Source organism: Paraburkholderia sp. MM5496-R1 (assembly GCF_050436205.1).
In the GTDB taxonomy this organism is placed as follows: Bacteria; Pseudomonadota; Gammaproteobacteria; order Burkholderiales; family Burkholderiaceae; genus Paraburkholderia; species Paraburkholderia tuberum.
This window is the reverse complement of record NZ_JBNDLT010000002.1, coordinates 2,301,158-2,320,149: the sequence shown is the minus strand read 5'-3', so window position 1 is coordinate 2,320,149 and position 18,992 is coordinate 2,301,158. Positions and strand designations below refer to the sequence as shown.

The following is an 18,992-nucleotide window of genomic DNA, read 5'->3' as shown; positions in this document are numbered from 1 at the left end:
AAAGAATCCAGGAACGGCCGCCGATTATAACGACGGCCGCGCGCATATTACGCTGGAGGAGTTACATCTTGACGGGAGCGGAGACGCCGATCGTCGCGAGACCGTTGGCCAGCACCTGGCGCGTGGCCGCGAGCAGCGCGACGCGAGCGTTGCGTTCGGCCGCATCGTCGACCAGCACGCGCTCGGCACGGTCATTGTAGAACGAGTGAAATTCGCCGGCGAGTTCGCGCAGGTAGAAGGCGACCGCGTGCGGCGCGAGTTCGTCGGCGGCGTGCTGCAGCATGTCCGGGAATTCGGCGAGCTTGTTGAGCAGCGCCATCGAGCGCTCGCTCGTGAGCGGCGCGAAATCCACGCTTGCGAGCGCGTTCTCGTCGAGGCCGTAGCGCGCGTTGCACTCGGCGATCACCGAGCAGATGCGCGCGTGCGCATACTGCACGTAGTGCACCGGATTCTCGTCGTTCTGCTTCAGCGCGAGGTCGATGTCGAACACGAACTCGGTGTCCGCCTTGCGCGAGATCAGGAAAAAGCGCACCGCGTCGCGGCCGCGGCGAATGGTTTCCTCGTCGATCAGATCGACGGCCGCTTCCGAGCCCGGCGTCGCGCCGCCCGACCATTCGATCAGGTCGCGCACCGTCACGTAGCTGCCCGCGCGCTTCGAGATCTTCACCTCTTCGCCGTTGCGCATGACCGTGACCATCTTGTGCAGGATGTAGTCGGGGTAGCCCTTCGGAATGCCGATGCCGAGACCCTGCAGACCTGCGCGCACGCGCGCGATCGTGCCGTGGTGATCCGAGCCCTGCACGTTGATGACCTTGGTGAAGCCGCGCTCCCACTTCGCGACGTGATAGGCGACGTCCGGCACGAAGTACGTGTAGGTGCCGTCGGTCTTGCGCATCACGCGGTCTTTGTCGTCGCCGTCGTCGGTGGTGCGCAGCCACAGCGCACCTTCCTGCTCGTAGGTCTTGCCCGCGGCGATCAGCGCGTCGACCGTTTTCTCGACGCGGCCTTCCGTGTACAGCGACGATTCCAGGTAGTACTGGTCGAACTTCACGCCGAACGCCTGCAGGTCCATGTCCTGCTCGCGACGCAGATACGTGACCGCGAAGCGGCGGATCGCCTCGAGGTCCTCGACGTCGCGCGCGCCGGTGACGGGCTCGCCGTCGCTCGCCTCGACCGTGATGCCGTTCAGATAGTCTTTCGCGATGTCGGCGATGTACTCGCCGTTATAGGCCGACGCGGGCCAGCCTTCGTCGCCGGGGGCGAGGCCGCGTGCGCGTGCCTGGGTCGACAGGGCGAGCGTGTGGATCTGCACGCCGGCGTCGTTGTAGTAGAACTCGCGGTGCACGTCCCAGCCCTGCGACGCGAGCACGTTCGCGAGCGCGTCGCCGAGCGCGGCCTGGCGGCCGTGGCCGACGTGCAGCGGGCCGGTGGGGTTGGCCGACACGAACTCGATCAGCACGTGCTTGCCGGCGTCGCGCCGTGAGCCGCCGTACGCGTCCTTCTCGGCGAACACGGCGGCGATCACGCCTTGCTTGGCGGCGGCCGTGAGCCGCAGGTTGATGAAGCCAGGGCCCGCCACTTCGGCGGTGTCGATCAGGCCTTTGGCCTGCGGATTGACGAGCAGCGCATCGACGATCTGTTGCGCGAGCTGGCGCGGATTGGCGCGCAGCGGCTTGGCGAGCTGCATCGCGACGTTGCACGCGACGTCGCCGTGCGCGGCGACTTTCGGGCGCTCCAGCGCGATGGCGGGCGAGACGAAGGCGGCTTCCGTCGCGCCTTGGGTGGCAGTCGCGACCTGCTTCACCGTCTCGGCGAGCAGTGTTTCGAGTGTGTGTTTGTGTGCGGGCAGCATGCTTGTTGCGAGTCCAGTGAGGCAATCCGGTAAGGCGGAAGAGGCGCCGGCCGAGGCCGGTGTCGCAAGCGTTGAACGCGGCAGCGCTTTGCGGCGCCGCCGGCAGAGTGTCCCCCAGGCGATGCGACGAGATGCAAGCAGCGCAACCCGGTGGACTCCGCTCGGCGGCCCGCCGGCACGCAGGCTCGCGCGGCATGCGGATCGCGGCCGATGGTTCGACGCCCCCGCTTGGCCCACGTGTGCGATGCTCGTCGAGCCTTGCCATACGTGGCGCTGGGCGGCGCGCTTTTCCGTTCAGACGGATTTTAGCAGGTGCTAATATGTTCAATGAGTTGCCCACGAGGGGCTGGGGCCGCCGCGCCTTGCAGGCGCCACGTCAGGCGCGCGCTGTTGCTGCCCTTGGGACGCTCATGCGTTAACCCGACATAACGAAAAAGGGAACAGTCATGCTGATTACTTTCAAGTGCCACGCCTGCCCTGACGTGATGATGCTGGAGAATCTGGCGCAGTATCTGGTCGGCATTGTCGGCAAACGCCTTGGGCAGCGGGGCGTCATTACTCACGACGAACTGGGCCCGGCCATCGAGAAGCTCGAAGCGGCGATCACCTCCGACAAGCAGGAGCGCGCCGAGCACGAGGGCCATTTCCACGAGGGCGAAGACGGCCGCGATCGTCACGAGATTCCGCCCGGTCTCGCGCAGCGCGCGTATCCGTTCCTCGACATGCTGCGCGCGGCGCAGAAGGAAAACGCGGATATCGTCTGGGGGCTTTGATTTCTGCTGGGTCCCGAGCGCCGCGGCCCGGTCTCGGAAGGCCTTCATAAGCGCTTTTGGGGCGCACTCAAAGAAAGGAGCCCGCTTGACGCGGGCTCTTTGTCATTCAGAGGGCTTGTCCGCCTTGCCGCTCACTGGCTCGCGGGGGCCGCCGACGCTGCCGTGCCTTTCTTCATCTTTTGCTTCTTCGCCTTTTTGACATGCGCCTCGGTGGGGGGCGAGTAGGAGCTGACCGCGCTCGATCCGCCCGGCGCGGCGGGTTGTGCGAGCGCCACGGAAGCGCCCGCGGCCAGCGAAACAGCGGTCAATAACAGTGTCAGCTTCTTCATACGATTTTTCTCCGTTGACGGTTGCAATTTCGGTGAGCCGGCGCGTTGTGCTCGCGCCTGACGGGATGAAAGCCGACTCAGTCTACAAAGCCGAAATTGCCGTGGCGCCAAATATTCTGTCTTTCGGACTCGATATAGTCGCGCACGCGCGGCTCGGGCCGCACGGCCCGGCCACGTATCGCTTCACGCTCAAAGCAACGGCGCCAACGCGCGCTCGGCGTCCGCTTTCGTGAGCGACATCCGCTGCGCGTAGTCGTCGAGCTGGTCCGCGCCGATCTTGCCGACCGAGAAATAGGTGCTGTCCGGATGCGCGAGGTAGAAGCCCGACACGCTCGCCGCCGGCAGCATCGCCAGCGATTCGGTCACGCTCATGTTGATTTCGTTCGCCTGCAGCACGTCGAACATGTCGCGCTTGACGAGATGGTCGGGGCAGGCCGGATAGCCTGGCGCCGGGCGGATGCCGCGGTATTTTTCGGCGATCAGCTCCTCGCTGGAGAGGTTTTCGCTGTTCGCGTAGCCCCACAGGTCGCGCCGCACGCGCGCGTGCAACGCTTCGGCGAATGCTTCGGCGAGCCGGTCCGCGAGCGCCTTCAGCATGATCGCGCTGTAGTCGTCGAGATCCTTCTCGAACTGCCTCTCCTTCACGTCGACGCCAAGACCCGCCGTCACCGCGAACATGCCGATGTAGTCGGCGACGCCCGAGTCCTTCGGCGCGATGAAGTCGGCCAGCGAGCGGTTCGGCCGCATCACCCCGTCGACCACCGGCCGCACGCTCTGTTGACGCAGATTGCGCCACGTCAGCGCGACTTCGGTGCGCGATTCGTCCGTGTAGATTTCGATGTCGTCGTCATTCACCGTGTTGGCCGGCAACAGCGTGATCACGCCGTTGGCCTGCAGCCAGCGGCCCTGAATCAGGCGCGCGAGCATCGACTTGCCGTCGGAGAACACGCGCCGCGCCGATTCGCCGACGATCTCGTCATTGAGAATCGCCGGATATGGGCCGGCGAGATCCCAGGTCTGGAAGAACGGACCCCAGTCGATATAGTTCGCGAGCTCGTTCAGATCGAAGTTCTTGAACACGCGCCGGCCGATGAACTTCGGCTTGACCGGCCGATAGCCTGCCCAGTCGATCTTCGTCTTATTGGCGCGCGCTTGTGCGAGCGTGACCATCGGCTGTGCTTTTTTGTTCGCATGCTGATCGCGGATGCGGTTGTAGTCGGCGTTCAGTTCGTCGATGTACTTCGCGGCGCCCTCGTCGGACAGCAGGCTCGAGGCGACCGATACCGAGCGCGACGCGTCCGGGACGTAGACCACCGGCCCGTCGTAGTGCGGAGAGATCTTCACCGCCGTGTGCACACGCGAGGTCGTCGCGCCGCCGATCAGGAGCGGAATCTTCTTGACGCGGAAGTAGTCGTCGCGCTGCATTTCCGATGCGACGTAGGCCATTTCTTCGAGACTCGGCGTAATCAGGCCCGACAGCCCGATGATGTCCGCGCCCTCGACCTTCGCCTTCGCGAGGATCTCGCTGCACGGGACCATCACGCCCATGTTGACCACTTCGAAGTTGTTGCACTGGAGCACGACCGACACGATGTTCTTGCCGATGTCGTGCACGTCGCCCTTCACGGTCGCGATGACGATCTTGCCCTTGGCGCGCACGTCGCCGCCGGCCGCCGCGAGCCGGCGCTTTTCTTCCTCGATGAACGGGATCAGATGCGCGACCGCCTGCTTCATTACGCGCGCCGACTTCACGACCTGCGGCAGGAACATCTTGCCCTGGCCGAACAGGTCGCCGACGATGTTCATGCCGTCCATCAGCGGACCTTCGATCACGTTGATCGGACGGCCGCCTGCAGCGGCGATCTTCGCGCGCACTTCCTCGGTGTCTTCGACGATGAACGTGGTGATGCCGCTCACGAGCGCATGCGCGAGACGCTTCTCGACCGGCTGCTTGCGCCACTCGAGGTTCTCTTCCTTCTTCGCGGCGCCGCTTTTGAACTTGTCGGCGATTTCGAGCAGGCGGTCGGTGCCGTCTTGACGGCGATTCAGCACGACGTCTTCGACGAGCTCGCGCAGTTCGGGATCGAGTTCGGCATACACGCCGAGCTGGCCCGCGTTGACGATGCCCATGTCCATCCCCGCCTGGATCGCGTGATAGAGGAACACAGTGTGAATCGCCTCGCGCACCGGATCGTTGCCGCGGAACGAGAACGACACGTTCGACACGCCGCCGCTCACCTTCGCGTACGGCAGGTTCTGCTTGATCCAGCGGGTCGCCTCGATGAAGTCGACCGCATAGTTGTTGTGTTCCTCGATGCCGGTCGCGATCGCAAAGATGTTCGGATCGAAGATGATGTCCTCGGGCGGAAAGCCGACTTCGTTGACGAGCACGTCGTACGAGCGCTTGCAAATCCCGGTCTTGCGCTGGAACGTATCGGCCTGGCCCTGTTCGTCGAACGCCATCACGACCGCAGCCGCGCCATAGCGGCGAATCAGCTTCGCATGATGAACGAACGCTTCCTTGCCTTCCTTCAGCGAGATCGAGTTGACGATCGCCTTGCCCTGCACGCACTTGAGACCCGCCTCGATCACGTCCCACTTCGACGAGTCGATCATGATCGGCACGCGCGCGATGTCCGGCTCCGACGCGATCAGATTCATGAAGCGGACCATTGCCGCTTTCGAATCGAGCATCGCCTCGTCCATGTTGATGTCGATTACCTGCGCGCCGTTCTCGACCTGATGGCGCGCGACGGCCAATGCTTCGTCGAACTGATTGTTCAGGATCATTCGCGCGAACGCTTTCGAGCCGGTCACATTGGTGCGTTCGCCAACGTTGATGAAGAGCGTCCCGGACGTGACGTTGAACGGCTCGAGGCCGGCAAGGCGCATGGTGTGATCGGTCATGGCGTGTGTACGAGTCGGGTGCGTGCGTTAAGGGACGTGCAGGACGTGCAGGACGTGCAGGGCGTCGGGGCGAAGTGTTTCAGGCGGGCTCAGGCCGCGTCGCGATACTGGCTCGGCCACTTGCGCGGCTTCAGCTCGGCGAGCGCCTTCGCGATCGCCGCGATGTGCTCGGGCGTCGTGCCGCAGCAGCCGCCCGCGATGTTCACGAGCCCCGCTTCGGCGAATTCCTTCAGCAGGCCAGAGGTATCCGCGGGCAATTCGTCGAAGCCGGTGTCGCTCATCGGGTTCGGCAGGCCGGCGTTCGGATAGCACGACACGTAGGTGTCGCACAGCTTCGCGAGCTCGGCGATGTACGGACGCATCAGCGCCGCGCCGAGCGCGCAGTTCAGGCCGAACGTGAGCGGCTTCGCGTGACGCAGCGAGTTCCAGAAGGCCTCGACGGTCTGGCCCGACAGAATGCGGCCCGACGCATCGGTGACGGTGCCCGAGATCATGATCGGCAGACGCTCGCCGGTGTTTTCGAACAGCTCGTCGAGCGCGAACAGTGCGGCCTTCGCATTCAGCGTGTCGAAGATCGTTTCGACGAGGAACAGGTCCGCGCCGCCGTCGAGCAGCGCTTTCGCCTGCTCGTAGTACGCGGCGCGCAGTTCGTCGAAGGTCACGTTGCGCGCGCCCGGATCGTTGACGTCCGGCGAAATGCTGGCGGTTTTCGGCGTCGGGCCGATCGCGCCGGCGACGAAGCGCGGCTTGTCCGGCGTTGCGTATTTGTCGCACGCGGCGCGCGCGAGCTTCGCCGATTCGATGTTCATCTCGACGGCGAGCGATTCCATGCCGTAGTCGGCCTGCGCGACCGTGGTCGCGCCGAACGTGTTGGTCTCGATGATGTCCGCGCCCGCCGCGAGATACTGCTCGTGAATCTCGGCGATGATCTGCGGCTGGGTAATCGACAGCAGTTCGTTGTTGCCCTTGATGTCGCGCGCGTAGTCCTTGAAGCGCTCGCCGCGATAGCTGGCTTCGTCGAGCTTGTAGCGCTGGATCATCGTGCCCATCGCGCCGTCCAGAATCAGGATGCGCGAGTTCAGCAGCGCGGGCAGCGCTGCGCCGCGGGTGTAGGCGGGCTCCGAACGGACTGGCGTGATGGATTGAGCAGGCTGGGTCATGGCGGACGAGGGCTTGCGCCGGCGTTGGCGGAAAGCCTGTCATTGTAGCCGCAGCCGGGCGGATGCGCCCGGCGCGGAGGAGAGTGCGAGGCGCGGCCGGCAAAATCGACCGATACGAACGCGTCGCGCCGGGAATTCAGAAACGCGCTAACCAACGAGGCAATAAAAAACGGCCCGGCAAGCCAAAGCCTGCCGGGCCGTTTCGCTGCCGCCGACCGCTTCATGGAACCCGCCGGCAAAGCCGCGCGGTGCGGTCGATCGATGTCGCCAGAGCGCCAGCTGAACACCTCCAGTCAATGCAGGACCACCGGTTGATGCATCAGACTGTCGAATTGACCGAGGAATTCATCAACCTCGTCGAGCGTCGGCTCGCCTTCGATCAGCTTTTGCACATGCTCGCGAAAACGCGCCGCCATTGCCCCGTCGATGTAGATTTCGCGCTGCATGTTCTTGTCGACAATCTCGTAGCCGCCCGACTTCATGGCAAGCAGACCTTCCTGCGGAGGAAACTCGACGACACAGTAGTTAGGGCTGTTATAGATCATTTGCATGGCGACACTCCTTATTTCCGTTGGGCTCCTGCCCTTTTCTGGACCGTAGGTGGAGCATGTGGGATGGAATTCAAGGGGTGGGTCCGGACGACGCAAGTAAAAACTCCGGACCTGACGGTTAGACTCGCCGCTCCAGAAACGATTCAAGCAAGGCGGCAAAACGCTGTGATTGCTCGATTGGCGCGAGATGCGCGGCGTCCAGCAACTCGAAGCGGGCGCCCTCGATCGCCTCCGCTATTGCCTGCGTAGCAGCAGGGGGCGTGCCAGTGTCGTGACGTCCGGCCACCGTCAGCGTCGGCGAGCGGATTGCGCCGTGCTGGCCGCGAAGGTCGAAATCGCGCAGTGCCTCGCAGGCCATCGCAAAACCTTCCGGCGAGGTGCGCGCAAATGTCTCACGGATCGGCTCGACCGCTTCGGGATGGCCGGCCTGAAAGTCGGGCGTGAGCCAACGCGCGATCGTCGACGGTAACAGCGCCTCCATGCCGTCGCTGCGCGCGGTGTGGGCGCGCTGATTCCACAACTCACGGTTCTCGGGCGGAGTGCCGCCGGTGCTGTCGGCAATCGTCAGCGTGTCGATGCGCGATGGATGGTCGAGCGCGAACTGCTGCGCAATCATGCCGCCGAGCGACAGGCCGACCAGGTGCGTCGTCCGCGCGCCGAGGGCATCGAGCAGTTTGGCGAGATCGTCGGCCAGATCGCGCATGGCGAACGGCTCGCGCGCAGCCGCGCTGTGGCCGTGGCCGCGCACGTCGTAGCGCAGCACCGTGTAATCGTCGCGGAAATAGCCTGCCATCTGATCCCAGATGGAAAGATCGCCGCCCAACTGATGGATGAACGTGAGCCACGGGCCGCCGCCTTCGTTGCTCAGCACGTAGCGTGTGTCGATACCGTTGATGTTCACTTGCATGCGGACTCCTTTGAAGGAAACGCAGTGAAAAAGCGCGGTGGGTCGCCTCGTTCGCGCGAACGGGGCTCCATTGACGTGCGAGTCAGCGTTGCAAAGGAAGTTTCGCCGATCTCGAGCAGATCTGCTCGTGACACTGTGTCACGAAAAGTGTCACGGTTTGATGATGGTCGGAGCGGTCGAATCGACCGGTGCAACTGGGGCGGCCTCGGGTGTTACTGCCGATGCGTCGGCCGGCGCCGGCGTTGCAGGGCCCGTGGCAGCGGGGGCTGCGGGTGCAGCAGGCGTGGCCGGCGCGCCACCATTGCCGCGGTCATCCGGCGACGTGCCATCGACATTCAGCTTGCCGCGCCACACCAGTTCGAACTGGGTACCGTTCGGCTCCGTCTGCAGTATGCGCGCCGGCAGCCAGCCAAGGGACGGGGCGAGCCACACATCGACGCGGCGCTGGTCGCCATCGTGGCGCGGCAGACGTTTGAAGTGACGCGTCTGCAGATAGCCTTGCGCGGCGCGGATCGTTTCGTCGCCGATCGTCTCGATCGGCCAATTCTCTCCGCTATCGGTATCGACGACGAAAAACTGTCGCGTCACGCCAGGCTTATAGGCATCAGGATCGCCGCGCACGAGGCTCGCGAGCTGCATCACGACACTGAAGCGATCCTGCGCGCCGTCGGGCAACGGCAACGAGGCGGGCGTGCGCGTAAAGCCCACCTTCTTGTCGTTGCGATTGAAGATCGCGATGTCTTCGGCGCGACGGCCACGCTTTTCGCTGTACTGCGCCGGCGCGAGGCCAAAGGCATCGATGCCGCCGTGGCTCGAAAACACGAACGGACCGACGAACGGCAGCGGCACTGATACGACCATTTCGTAGCCCTGCCCGTCGCTCGCCCAATGGATCGTGCCGGGCGCGTTGCGCACGCCGTTGTAGAACGTGTCGTAGTCGAGTTCGGCCGACGGCGGTACCGAAAACTTCACTCCCTGCGACGCTTGCGGCGCGCTGGCCGCGGCAGGGGCGCTCGCGACGGCGCCACTGGCATTCGCATGGGCCGATGCATTCGCGTTCGCGGTGGCGGGTGGCGCGCTAGCCGCCACCTCCGATGCCGGCGTGGCCGCGGGCTCGTTCGGTTTGGCCGGTTGCAACGCGGTCATCACATGCTGCTCGCGCGGCGGCCTCGCCGCGGGCTTGCGTGCTGGCGCGGGCGGATGCGGTGCCGGCACGGCGGGCTGTGGCGCGGGTTGACGCTCGACCCTTTCGGGCGTCAGCAGCACGACCTGCACCGGCACATGCTCGCGATTCGCCGGATTCAGATCCACGCGATTGCGCTCGAACCATTGCGCCGCGATCCAGTGCACAACCGCGACGGCCGCGAGGACGGCGATCCAGCGCCACGCGCGCGCGCCGCGTCCCGGCCCGCTACCAAAAGCGGGCAGGCGATCATGACGGCGGTTGGCGGAAGCAAAATCCATCGGCGCTTGAATCGGTGAGAGCGTGAAAGGATACGGTGCGTATCAACCGTTGTCACCACGCGGGGTCGCGCTATAGCCGAGTTCGTACGACAGCTTGTGCGCGCATTCGCGCAGCGCGGTATCGATCTCGCCGCCCCAGCGGATATCGAACGCCCCTTCATGGCCGAGCGCGACGAGACCGAGCGCGAGTTCGCCGGTCGAATCGAACACCGGCAACGAAAACGCGTGGATCGTCGGCAGCAGCATGCCTTCGACGCGCGCAGCCTCGTGCTCGCGCACCTCGGCGAGCACCTTGTCGACCTCTTCGCGGGTGCGTGGCGCGCCGCTATACGACGAGCGCCGCGAGTCGGCCAGCTCGCGCTCGAGCATCACGGCGGTCTTGCCGGACGGCAGGTAGGCGGCGAACAGCAGACCGGTCGCCGAACTGAGCAAGGGCATCACGTCGCCGAGCTTCAGCGACGCCTTGGCCGGATAGCTTGACTCCATCCAGTGCACCATCGTCGGTCCCTGATTGCCCCACACCGCGATGCCGACGGTCAGGTCGAGCCGGTCGCGCAGTTCGGCGAGCGCGATGCGCGCGAGCTTCACACCGTCGACGCGAGCAAGCCGCGCGAGCCCCAGCTGCAAAGCGAAGCCGCCGAGTTCGTAACGGCCCGACAGCGGGTCCTGCGCGACCACGCCGAGACGCAGAAAGCTGACCAGATAGCGATGCGCCTTCGCCGGACTCATGCCCGCGCGCTGCGCGAGATCGCGCAGCATCATCGCGCGCGGCTCGTGGGTCAGCACGTCGAGCAGCCTGAAACCGACCTCGATCGACTGGATGCCCGAGCGCAGTTTTTCTTCGCCGGGTTCGCCGGGTTCGTCATCGGCGCCGGTTGCGTCGGTTGCATGGGCGGGATCGAGCAGATCGTCGGCGGACGCGGGGTCGGTGCGGGTGCGGATCGTGCCGGAGCGGGCGTTGGCGGACATGTGCAAAAGGCGCGGGCAGCGCGTTCGGTGATCGTAATTGGAGACGGCTACGGTGACACGACGACGAACACGCAGATATTGGGCCGCGCCGATTCACCATCGTAGAATACATTCCTTCCATCGTCACTAATACACGGTTCACAGCTCTATGAAACTTGCCTCGCTGAAGGACGGCACGCGCGACGGTCAACTGATCGTCGTGTCCCGCGACCTGCACACGGCGGCCATCGCCGACGCGATCGCGCCCACGCTGCAGCGCGTGCTAGACGACTGGGCCTTCTACGCGCCGCAACTGCACGACCTTTACGATGCGCTGAACCAGGGCCGTGCGCGCAACAGCTTTTCATTCGACGCCAAAGAGTGCATGGCGCCGCTGCCGCGCGCGTTCCAGTGGGCCGACGGCTCGTCGTACGTGAACCACGTCGAGCTCGTGCGGCGCGCGCGCGGCGCGCAAATGCCGCCCGAATTCTGGACCGACCCGCTGATGTACCAGGGCGGTAGCGACGACTTCATCGGCCCGCGCGACGACGTGGCGTGCGCATCGGAAGAGTACGGCATCGACTTCGAGGCCGAAGTCGCGGTCGTCACCGGCGATGTGCGGATGGGCGCGACGCCCGAGCAGGCCCTGCGCGGCGTGCGGCTGGTCACGCTCGTCAACGACGTGTCGCTGCGCAACCTGATCCCCGCCGAACTCGCGAAGGGCTTCGGCTTTTTCCAGAGCAAGCCGGCCACCTCATTCGCGCCGGTCGCCGTGACGCCCGACGAGCTCGGCGAACACTGGCGCGAAGGCCGCGTGCATCGGCCGATGATCGTCCACTGGAACGGCAGGAAGGTCGGCCAGCCCGACGCGGGCACCGATATGGTGTTTCACTTCGGTCAGCTGATCGCGCATGCCGCGAAAACGCGCAATCTGCGTGCTGGTGCCATCGTCGGTTCGGGCACGGTGTCGAACAAGGACGCGAAACGCGGCTACTGCTGTATCGCCGAGAAGCGCTGCCTCGAAACGATCGAGCACGGCGCGCCGCAAACGGAGTTCATGAAATACGGCGACACCGTGAGGATCGAAATGTTCGACGATGCGGGCAAGTCGATTTTCGGTGCGATCGAGCAGAGCATCGCGCCGCTCGAATGAAGCGCGGCGCTCACGCGGCAATGCTGTGACGCGGGCGGCACGCGCGAAAGGGTTTCGCCCGATGCCGCCACTTGCGCGCGCGGCTACACTGCGGCAAACATCACAACTAAAACCCCGACGTGAGGAGGAAGACAGCATGCCGCGATTGGACTTCTCCGCAGCTGGACGTCGGCGCGCTTGCGCGTCGCCCGTTGAAGCGCGCACGAGCGCGCGTGGCTTGCGTCAACGTTTCAATCGCACCGATCCGAGCGTGACCGGCCAGGTGCTGAAGATTCTCGCGACCCACCCCGACGCGGTAGTGGTCGGCGCGGCCGGCACGCCTGCCGCGTTGCCGCCGAAAACGCTGCGCGAGCGAGGCTACAAGGGCGTCATCTATCACAACCACGGCGTCGGCAATAACGACTTCCTGCGCGTGTGCGGCGCCGATTGCAACGGCACCTTCCTGCCCGCGAGCCCGGTGCTGGTCGCCGCGCAATTGCCGGCCGATCATCCGGCGAAGGGTCTCGCCCGCGATTACATCGCACGCTTCGAGGCGCGGCACGGGGCGGGCAGCGTGTCGGCATTCGGTTCGTACACGTCGGACGCGGGCGCGTTGCTCGAGCATGCGATTCCGCTCGCGCTGAAAGCCGGCGCGCCCGGCACGACGCCGTTTCGCCGCGCGCTGCGCGAGGCGCTCGAAGGAACACGCGGTCTCGCGGACACCAATGGCGTCGTCAACATGAGCGAGGCCGATCATCTCGGGCTCGATCAGCGCGCCCGCGTGATGGTCGAAATCACCAATGGCAAGTGGCTTTATCAGCCGCATTGAACGGGGCGCGGCGTTGCGCGCGCGACTGAACGAATCTCCTCCGGACTGCTCACCATGCCTCAGCCATCGCAACCGAACGACGCGTACTACGCGCACTACCAGTCGCTGCGTTTGCAGCGTCATCAGCATGGCGTGCTCGAAGTCGTGATGAGCGGCGAGGGCGCGAATAAAAGCGGCCTCGCGACCGCGAACGCACGCATGCATTACGAGCTCGCGGAAATCTGGCGCGATATCGATCGCGATCCCGATACGCGCGTCGCGATCATTCGCGGCGAGGGTAAAGGCTTTTCGGCCGGCGGCGATCTGCAGCTCGTCGAGGACATGGCGAACGATTTCGAGGTGCGCACGCGTGTGTGGCGCGAAGCGCGCGATCTCGTCTACAACGTGATCAACTGCGGCAAGCCGATCGTGTCGGCGATGCACGGGCCGGCGGTCGGCGCGGGGCTCGTCGCGGGGCTGCTCGCCGATATCTCGATCGCGGCGAAGACGGCCCGCATCATCGACGGACACACGCGCCTCGGCGTCGCCGCGGGCGATCATGCGGCGATCGTCTGGCCGCTCCTGTGCGGCATGGCAAAGGCGAAGTACTACCTGCTGCTGTGCGAGCCGGTGAGCGGCGAGGAGGCGGAGCGCATCGGGCTCGTGTCGCTGGCCGTCGACGAAAGCGATCTGCTGCCGAAGGCGTTCGAAGTCGCGCGCAAGCTGGCCGACGGTTCGCAGACCGCCATCCGCTGGACCAAGTACGCGTTGAACAACTGGCTGCGCACGGCGGGGCCGGCGTTCGATACGTCGCTCGCGCTGGAATTCATGGGCTTCGCGGGACCCGACGTGCGCGAGGGCCTGAGCTCGTTGCGCGAGCGGCGCGCGCCCGATTTTGGCGCGGGCGGTCCACGTAACGACCAACGATCGTGATGTCATACCCCACACGGTATGATCGAATCGACGCGCGCGGCATCGCGCGCTCCACCTATCATCCAGCACCGAGGCGACAACCATGACCGACACCACTGGCTCCGCGCCGCCCTTTCCCGGCTTCCCCGGTTTTCCGCCCGCTGAAATGCTCGATCGCATGTGGAGCATGATTCGGCTGTCGCCGTTCGGCGCCGCCATGACGGGCGCGCAGCCGGGTGGGGGCACGAGTCCGTCGCTGTCGATGATGTCCGACATGATGGCGCCGCTCACGAGCGTCGAGGAGCTCGACAAGCGCATCACCGACATGCGCGCGGTCGAGCAATGGCTGAAGCTGAATCTGAGCATGCTGCAGTCGGCGATCCAGGCGCTCGAAGTGCAACGTGCGACGCTCGCGACGCTGCGCGCGTTCGGCGCGTTCGCGCAATCGTCGATGTCGCACGCCGCGGCTGCTGCGTCGGGTGCCGCCGCGAGTGACGCGCCGAACACCGCCCCGAGCCCCGCCCGGGCGCCGAGTTGGACGAAGCCGGCCGCGCCCACGCCCGAAAGCGCCACGCAGGCCGACAGCGACGAAGAGGAGGCGCCCGCGGCGCCCGGCTTCGATGCGTCCGCGTGGTGGAATCTGCTGCAATCGCAGTTCAACCAGATCGCGCAGTTCGCGATGACGCAGCCGTCCGTGGCGGTCGCCGCGGCGGGCGGGGGCACGCAGGGCAAGCCGGAACCGTCGAAGGCCGCGGATGCGTCGGGCGCCGATGCGTCGGGCGCCGCCGCCCAAAACGCGAAGCCCGCCGTCAAACGGCCGGCGGCGAAGCGCGCCGCGCCGTCGGCCAAACGCGCGGCTGGAACGAGCGCGGCAACGCCGAAAAAGTCGACGTGAGCCGGACGGCGCGCCGGGAATCAGTGGCCGATGATGACGGCGACTGATCGGCTGCGTTTTTCCCTATTCCAGCGCCGGCGGTTTCCGCCCGCGCGAATCGCCGACTTTATTGAGAGAAGTCAATGCCACAGTGCGCTCGCGCCGCTTCTGTCACGGGTTTCGTGGGAGGCGCGTGCTATCATTGTGTAAGCTTGATCTGGCTTTGGGGTGTGCGCCGAAAACAACCAATCCCGCCGCCCTCGCGTCATTCGCCGCCGGCGCTACCGGTGCAGGGCGGGACGGTGCGGTTGTCGACCCAGACTGGCTCGACCTCAGGCAAAGGGTATCCCTCCCCCACGGTTGGCCACGGCGCCTGATTCACGCTTCAGGCGCCAATACAAAAGCCCGGACTTCTTTGCTGCCCGATGCTTCTGGGCGGCTGATTAACGCGTAAAATTGAATGCTTGGCCGATAAACGGCGCGTCCGTTCGTCGTAGATAAAACGGCTACACGTAGCAGCAACAGACACACACAGTATGTGCAGAACAGGGGTGGGACTATGAACACCATGCTTTATCCGGAACTTTACAAATCGCTCGAATCCGTTCGATGGGACATGGAGAAGGACATTCCCTGGGACAAATTCGATGCATCGCTGTTGACCGATGAGCAAGCCGCGACGATCAAGATGAACGCGATCACGGAATGGTCGGCGTTGCCCGCCACGGAAATGTTTCTGCGTGACAATCATCACGACAGCGATTTCTCCGCATTCATGAGCGTGTGGTTCTTCGAGGAGCAGAAGCACTCGCTGGTGCTGATGGAATACCTGCGCCGCTTCAAGCCGGAACTGGTCCCGACCGAAGAGGAACTGCACGCAGTGCGCTTCGAGTTCGATCCCGCACCGCCGCTCGAAACGCTGATGTTGCACTTCTGCGGCGAAATCCGCCTGAATCACTGGTATCGCCGCGCCGCCGAATGGCATACCGAGCCAGTCATCAAGCACATCTACGAAACTATCTCGCGCGACGAAGCGCGCCACGGCGGCGCGTATCTGCGCTATATGAAGAAGGCGATGGCGCAAACCGGCGACATCGCGCGTGCCGCGTTCGCGAAGATCGGCGTGCTGATGGCGTCGGCGCGTCGCACCGAAAAGCCGCTGCACCCCACCAACCTGCACGTGAACCAGGCGCTGTTCCCGCGCGATACGATCCAGTCGCGTCTGCCGGATCCGGAATGGCTCGAGCGCTGGCTCGACGAGCAGATCCGTTTCGACGACGGCTGGGAAAAGAAGGTCATCGAGCGCATTCTGCACAACCTGTCGCTGCTGTTCGAACGCACGTTCAACACCGCGCAGGAACTGAACCGTTATCGCAAGGAAGTGGTCGCGCGTCTGCAAGCCGCTGAACAAAACCCGGCGCAGCAGCAGCCGGCGTAACGACTCAGGCGTTTCAGCACCGTATCAAACGGCGGTCCGGCAAGCGTGAGCTTGCCGGACCGTTTTGCTTCGGGCCGTCCAGCGTGTATCGTGACGGCACTTGGCATTCCTGTTCCCGTCACGCCCCAACTCCCTAATTCCCCAACTCTGTGACCGTGCGATGACCGCCATCTTTGAACGCAAGATTCTGACGCGCGATGCCCTGGTGAAGCTTCGTCCTTCGCTGCGCGCGCCCGTCGTGTTTACGAACGGCGTGTTCGATATCCTGCATCGTGGTCACGTGACCTATCTGGCCGACGCAAAGGCGCTGGGCGCGTGCCTGATCGTTGGTGTCAATAGCGACGCGTCGGTGCGGATGCTCGGCAAAGGCGACGACCGGCCGATCAACAACGAGGCCGACCGCATGGCTTTGCTAGCGGCGCTGGAAAGCGTCGATTACGTGGTGGGCTTCGGCGAGAAGACGCCGGTCGAGCTGATTTCCGCGCTGCGCCCGGACGTGCTCGTGAAGGGCGGCGACTACGACATGGACGCGCTGCCCGAATCGGCGCTCGTGCGCGGTTGGGGCGGCAAGGCGCTCGCGATTGCGTTCGAGCACGATCGCTCGACGAGCGCGCTGTTGAAGAAGGTGCGGACGCAGGGTTGATGCCGCCCGTTACCGCAACACGCGCGGCGCACTGCCGAACTTCTAACCGATCGCGTCGCTCACCTGATTACTGCGGCAACTCCGATGTCGAAATCGGCGCCTGCGGCGCGGGTCCGCCGACCACCGCCTGGTCGGCCGCATCGGCGGCGCTGACCGGCCGCACCTTCAGCCAGTCCGGATGAATCTGGCGGTTCAGATGATTCGGCTCGCGTCCGCTGGCGGTGGGTGTGGGGCCGAAGGCGCCAAGCAGCGCGACGAAAGCCAGCACGTTGACAACAATCAGAATGGCGATCGGCCAGCGAAGCATTGTGGGTGTTTCCAATTCAGAAAGAAGTTGAGCCTGGGGCGTGCGGGAGAAACTCGGGTTCGGAAAATGGGCGGCGAATTGCGCGCAACTCAGGCGCAGGTTCTACACGTACATCACGCGCCACCCGGTCGTGAATCGAACGTTAGCCACGGCAGGCAATCAGCCGCTTTGCCGCGCCGTATCCTCGGCTGCGATCAGCGCAAGCCCTGACAGCACCAGCGAATCGTGGCGAGTATGCGGCACTTTCAGGGCGCTCGCCACTTCGTCGGCGGCGCCGCCGCCGACTACGAGACGCACCGGCACCTGCCACTCATCCTGCAGGTCCCGCCACATCCGCTCGATCAATCCGGCCTGCGCCAGCGTGCAGCCCGCCGACAGCGAGCGCGGCGTATCCGTTGCGAAGAACGGACCGCGACGGACCGCGCCGGTGGTATCGGCGGCGTCGAGCAGGCCGCGCGCGCGCGCGGCGTCGAGCGTCGGCAGTTGCGCGGTGTGCTCACCGAGCGAGCGCATCATCAGCGTCCAGCCCGGCGCAATCAATCCGCCGATAAACGCGCCATCGGCGCGCAAGGCCTCGAGCGTCGTCGCGGTGCCGAAGGTCGCGAGCAGCAGATGCTCGCCGGGAAAGGTCGCGTGCGCGCCGATCATGCCGGCCCAGCGGTCGCTGCCGAGCGAGTCCGGTGTCGTGTAGCAATTGGTCACGCCGCATCGACGAGCACTTGCGCGGATCGTCGCGAGCGGCAGTCGCGGCCAGTGCGCGTCGACGAGCGCCGCGATGTGCGTCGCGACCTCCGCGCCCGCGACGTTGGAGAGCCACGCGCCGCATGGCGCCGGCCAGTCAGTCCAGGCGGGTTGCGCACCCGACCGCGCGCGTGGCCCGGCAAGGTCCTCATGCGCGAGCGCGCCGCTCGCCAACTGCGTCCCATCGGGCTGCACCAGCGCCCACTTGATCCGGCTATTGCCCGCGTCGATCAGCAGATATGGCGCGCGCTGACTCATGCGACACCGTGGGCGAGGCGCAGCGACACGTCGCCGGTCGCGATGCTCTGGCGGCCCTCAGCCGTATCGAGCAGCAACTGGCCACGCTCGTCAACGCCCGCCGCCACGCCGCGCGCGAGCTCCTGGCCTTGTTCGAGCAGCACGACGTCGCGGCCCGCGTAAGCATGCACCGCGTTCCAGCGCGGCTGGAACGGCGCGAAGCCTTCGGCGCCGAAGCGCTGCAGCATCGGTTCGAGCGCGTTCAATTCGGCTGCCAGCGTATCGGTCAGATTCGCGTTCGGCAGCGCCCGTTGCAACGCGGTCGGCACGGTGCCGAGCGCCTGCGGCGGTACCTCGGCGTTCAGCGCGCCCACCTTCGCCGCGAGTTCGTCGGCGCCTTTCACGTTGGTGCCGATGCCGATCACGACCGCGCTCGCGTCGTCGGTGCTCCACGCGGTTTCGATCAGGATGCCGGCGAGCTTGTCGCCTTCGAGCAGCACGTCGTTCGGCCACTTCAGCGCGATCTGTCCGGGACCCGCGACCGGCAGCGAGCGCAGCCCGTCGACGAGCGCGACGCCCACCGCGAGACTCAAGCCCCCGAGCCCTTCGAGCGGTCGCGGCAAGACGCACGCGACCGAAAACAGCAGCGCGTTGCCGGGCTCCGCGTACCACGGCCGCCCACGGCGGCCGCGCCCGGCGGTCTGCAGATACGCGACGCGCACGATCGGCCGCGGCAGCGCGTTCGCGCGGCGCGGCAGGGCTTTCACGTGGGCCATCAGGTCGGCGTTGGTCGAGCCGGTTTCTTCGACGATTTCGATCGGCCAGTCATGCGCATGCGCGCCGAACAGCTTGACCGCGCGTTCGCGATCGATGCGCCAGTCGGTCGAAGCCGACGACGAGGCTGGTGCCGCGCTTGTCGCTGCGGACGGGGAGGCGGGAGTCTTGGAGGCATTCATGTCCCATATTGTAGCCACAGCGAACCCGCCCGGGACTCGAATGCGCAGCGGTG

Annotated in this window: 16 protein-coding genes and 2 pseudogenes; 7 read left to right on the top strand and 11 right to left on the bottom strand. The window is 65.5% G+C overall.

Annotated elements, in window-relative coordinates:
• Window positions 1-61: 61 nt before the first annotated feature.
• Window positions 62-1,852 carry an arginine--tRNA ligase gene (gene argS / locus OKW38_RS17660; RefSeq protein ID WP_429362475.1) on the bottom strand — a complete coding sequence of 597 codons (1,791 nt, stop codon included), beginning with the start codon at window positions 1,850-1,852 and terminating at the stop codon, window positions 62-64.
• Window positions 1,853-2,298: 446 nt separating this feature from the next.
• On the opposite strand from argS, the gene OKW38_RS17655 reads away from it, so the two are divergent.
• Window positions 2,299-2,625 (top strand): DUF1840 domain-containing protein, encoded by a 327-nt coding sequence (locus tag OKW38_RS17655; RefSeq protein ID WP_018419249.1) that lies wholly within the window; start codon window positions 2,299-2,301, stop codon window positions 2,623-2,625.
• A 131-nt stretch (window positions 2,626-2,756) separates the two neighbouring features.
• Here OKW38_RS17655 and OKW38_RS17650 read toward each other — a convergent pair whose 3' ends face one another.
• The 7 genes and pseudogenes from OKW38_RS17650 to OKW38_RS17620 form a co-directional block, all read right to left on the bottom strand.
• Window positions 2,757-2,954: an acid-shock protein gene (locus OKW38_RS17650; protein ID WP_429335670.1), complete on the bottom strand. Its 198-nt coding sequence runs from the start codon at window positions 2,952-2,954 to the stop codon at window positions 2,757-2,759.
• A gap of 189 nt (window positions 2,955-3,143) precedes the next feature.
• Window positions 3,144-5,873, bottom strand: a pseudogene (metH, locus tag OKW38_RS17645) (methionine synthase); the annotation flags it as partial.
• Between the two features lie 77 nt (window positions 5,874-5,950).
• A complete protein-coding gene (locus OKW38_RS17640) occupies window positions 5,951-7,021 on the bottom strand; it encodes a homocysteine S-methyltransferase family protein (RefSeq protein ID WP_090802800.1) in 1,071 nt (356 codons plus the stop codon).
• Between the two features lie 293 nt (window positions 7,022-7,314).
• The gene (locus tag OKW38_RS17635; RefSeq protein ID WP_062125693.1) at window positions 7,315-7,572 is read right to left on the bottom strand and encodes a BTH_I0359 family protein; all 258 of its coding nucleotides are present in this window, start codon (window positions 7,570-7,572) and stop codon (window positions 7,315-7,317) included.
• Window positions 7,573-7,690: 118 nt separating this feature from the next.
• The gene (locus OKW38_RS17630; protein ID WP_090802803.1) at window positions 7,691-8,479 is read right to left on the bottom strand and encodes an alpha/beta fold hydrolase; all 789 of its coding nucleotides are present in this window, start codon (window positions 8,477-8,479) and stop codon (window positions 7,691-7,693) included.
• A 150-nt stretch (window positions 8,480-8,629) separates the two neighbouring features.
• On the bottom strand, window positions 8,630-9,943 hold the full coding sequence (locus tag OKW38_RS17625) for a DUF3108 domain-containing protein (protein ID WP_187612534.1): 1,314 nt from the start codon (window positions 9,941-9,943) through the stop codon (window positions 8,630-8,632).
• A 42-nt stretch (window positions 9,944-9,985) separates the two neighbouring features.
• A complete protein-coding gene (locus OKW38_RS17620) occupies window positions 9,986-10,912 on the bottom strand; it encodes an IclR family transcriptional regulator (RefSeq protein ID WP_187612533.1) in 927 nt (308 codons plus the stop codon).
• 148 nt (window positions 10,913-11,060) lie between these two features.
• On the opposite strand from OKW38_RS17620, the gene OKW38_RS17615 reads away from it, so the two are divergent.
• The 6 genes and pseudogenes from OKW38_RS17615 (at window position 11,061) to rfaE2 (ending at window position 16,698) form a co-directional block, all read left to right on the top strand.
• Window positions 11,061-12,044, top strand: coding sequence for a fumarylacetoacetate hydrolase family protein (locus OKW38_RS17615; RefSeq protein WP_090802809.1), 984 nt, complete (start codon window positions 11,061-11,063; stop codon window positions 12,042-12,044).
• Window positions 12,045-12,267: 223 nt separating this feature from the next.
• A pseudogene (locus OKW38_RS17610) lies at window positions 12,268-12,852 on the top strand (ABC transporter substrate-binding protein); the annotation flags it as partial.
• A gap of 54 nt (window positions 12,853-12,906) precedes the next feature.
• Window positions 12,907-13,764: an enoyl-CoA hydratase/isomerase family protein gene (locus tag OKW38_RS17605; RefSeq protein WP_429362473.1), complete on the top strand. Its 858-nt coding sequence runs from the start codon at window positions 12,907-12,909 to the stop codon at window positions 13,762-13,764.
• An 82-nt stretch (window positions 13,765-13,846) separates the two neighbouring features.
• Entirely contained in the window at window positions 13,847-14,638 is a 792-nt protein-coding gene (locus tag OKW38_RS17600; RefSeq protein ID WP_429362471.1) for a PhaM family polyhydroxyalkanoate granule multifunctional regulatory protein, read from the top strand.
• Window positions 14,639-15,176: 538 nt separating this feature from the next.
• Window positions 15,177-16,055: a ferritin-like domain-containing protein gene (locus OKW38_RS17595; protein WP_184026492.1), complete on the top strand. Its 879-nt coding sequence runs from the start codon at window positions 15,177-15,179 to the stop codon at window positions 16,053-16,055.
• Between the two features lie 160 nt (window positions 16,056-16,215).
• Complete coding sequence (gene rfaE2, locus OKW38_RS17590) at window positions 16,216-16,698, top strand: D-glycero-beta-D-manno-heptose 1-phosphate adenylyltransferase (RefSeq protein WP_187612530.1); 483 nt, start codon at window positions 16,216-16,218, stop codon at window positions 16,696-16,698.
• A 67-nt stretch (window positions 16,699-16,765) separates the two neighbouring features.
• On the opposite strand, the gene OKW38_RS17585 is transcribed toward rfaE2, so the two are convergent.
• The 3 genes from OKW38_RS17585 to OKW38_RS17575 all read right to left on the bottom strand — a co-directional run bounded on the left by OKW38_RS17585 (window position 16,766) and on the right by OKW38_RS17575 (window position 18,939).
• Window positions 16,766-17,005 (bottom strand): hypothetical protein, encoded by a 240-nt coding sequence (locus OKW38_RS17585; protein WP_090802818.1) that lies wholly within the window; start codon window positions 17,003-17,005, stop codon window positions 16,766-16,768.
• Window positions 17,006-17,164: 159 nt separating this feature from the next.
• Window positions 17,165-18,004 carry a type III pantothenate kinase gene (locus tag OKW38_RS17580; RefSeq protein ID WP_429362469.1) on the bottom strand — a complete coding sequence of 280 codons (840 nt, stop codon included), beginning with the start codon at window positions 18,002-18,004 and terminating at the stop codon, window positions 17,165-17,167.
• Window positions 18,001-18,939, bottom strand: coding sequence for a biotin--[acetyl-CoA-carboxylase] ligase (locus tag OKW38_RS17575; RefSeq protein ID WP_429362468.1), 939 nt, complete (start codon window positions 18,937-18,939; stop codon window positions 18,001-18,003). Before OKW38_RS17575 ends, OKW38_RS17580 begins: the two co-directional genes overlap by 4 nt.
• Between the last annotated feature and the right edge of the window lie 53 nt (window positions 18,940-18,992).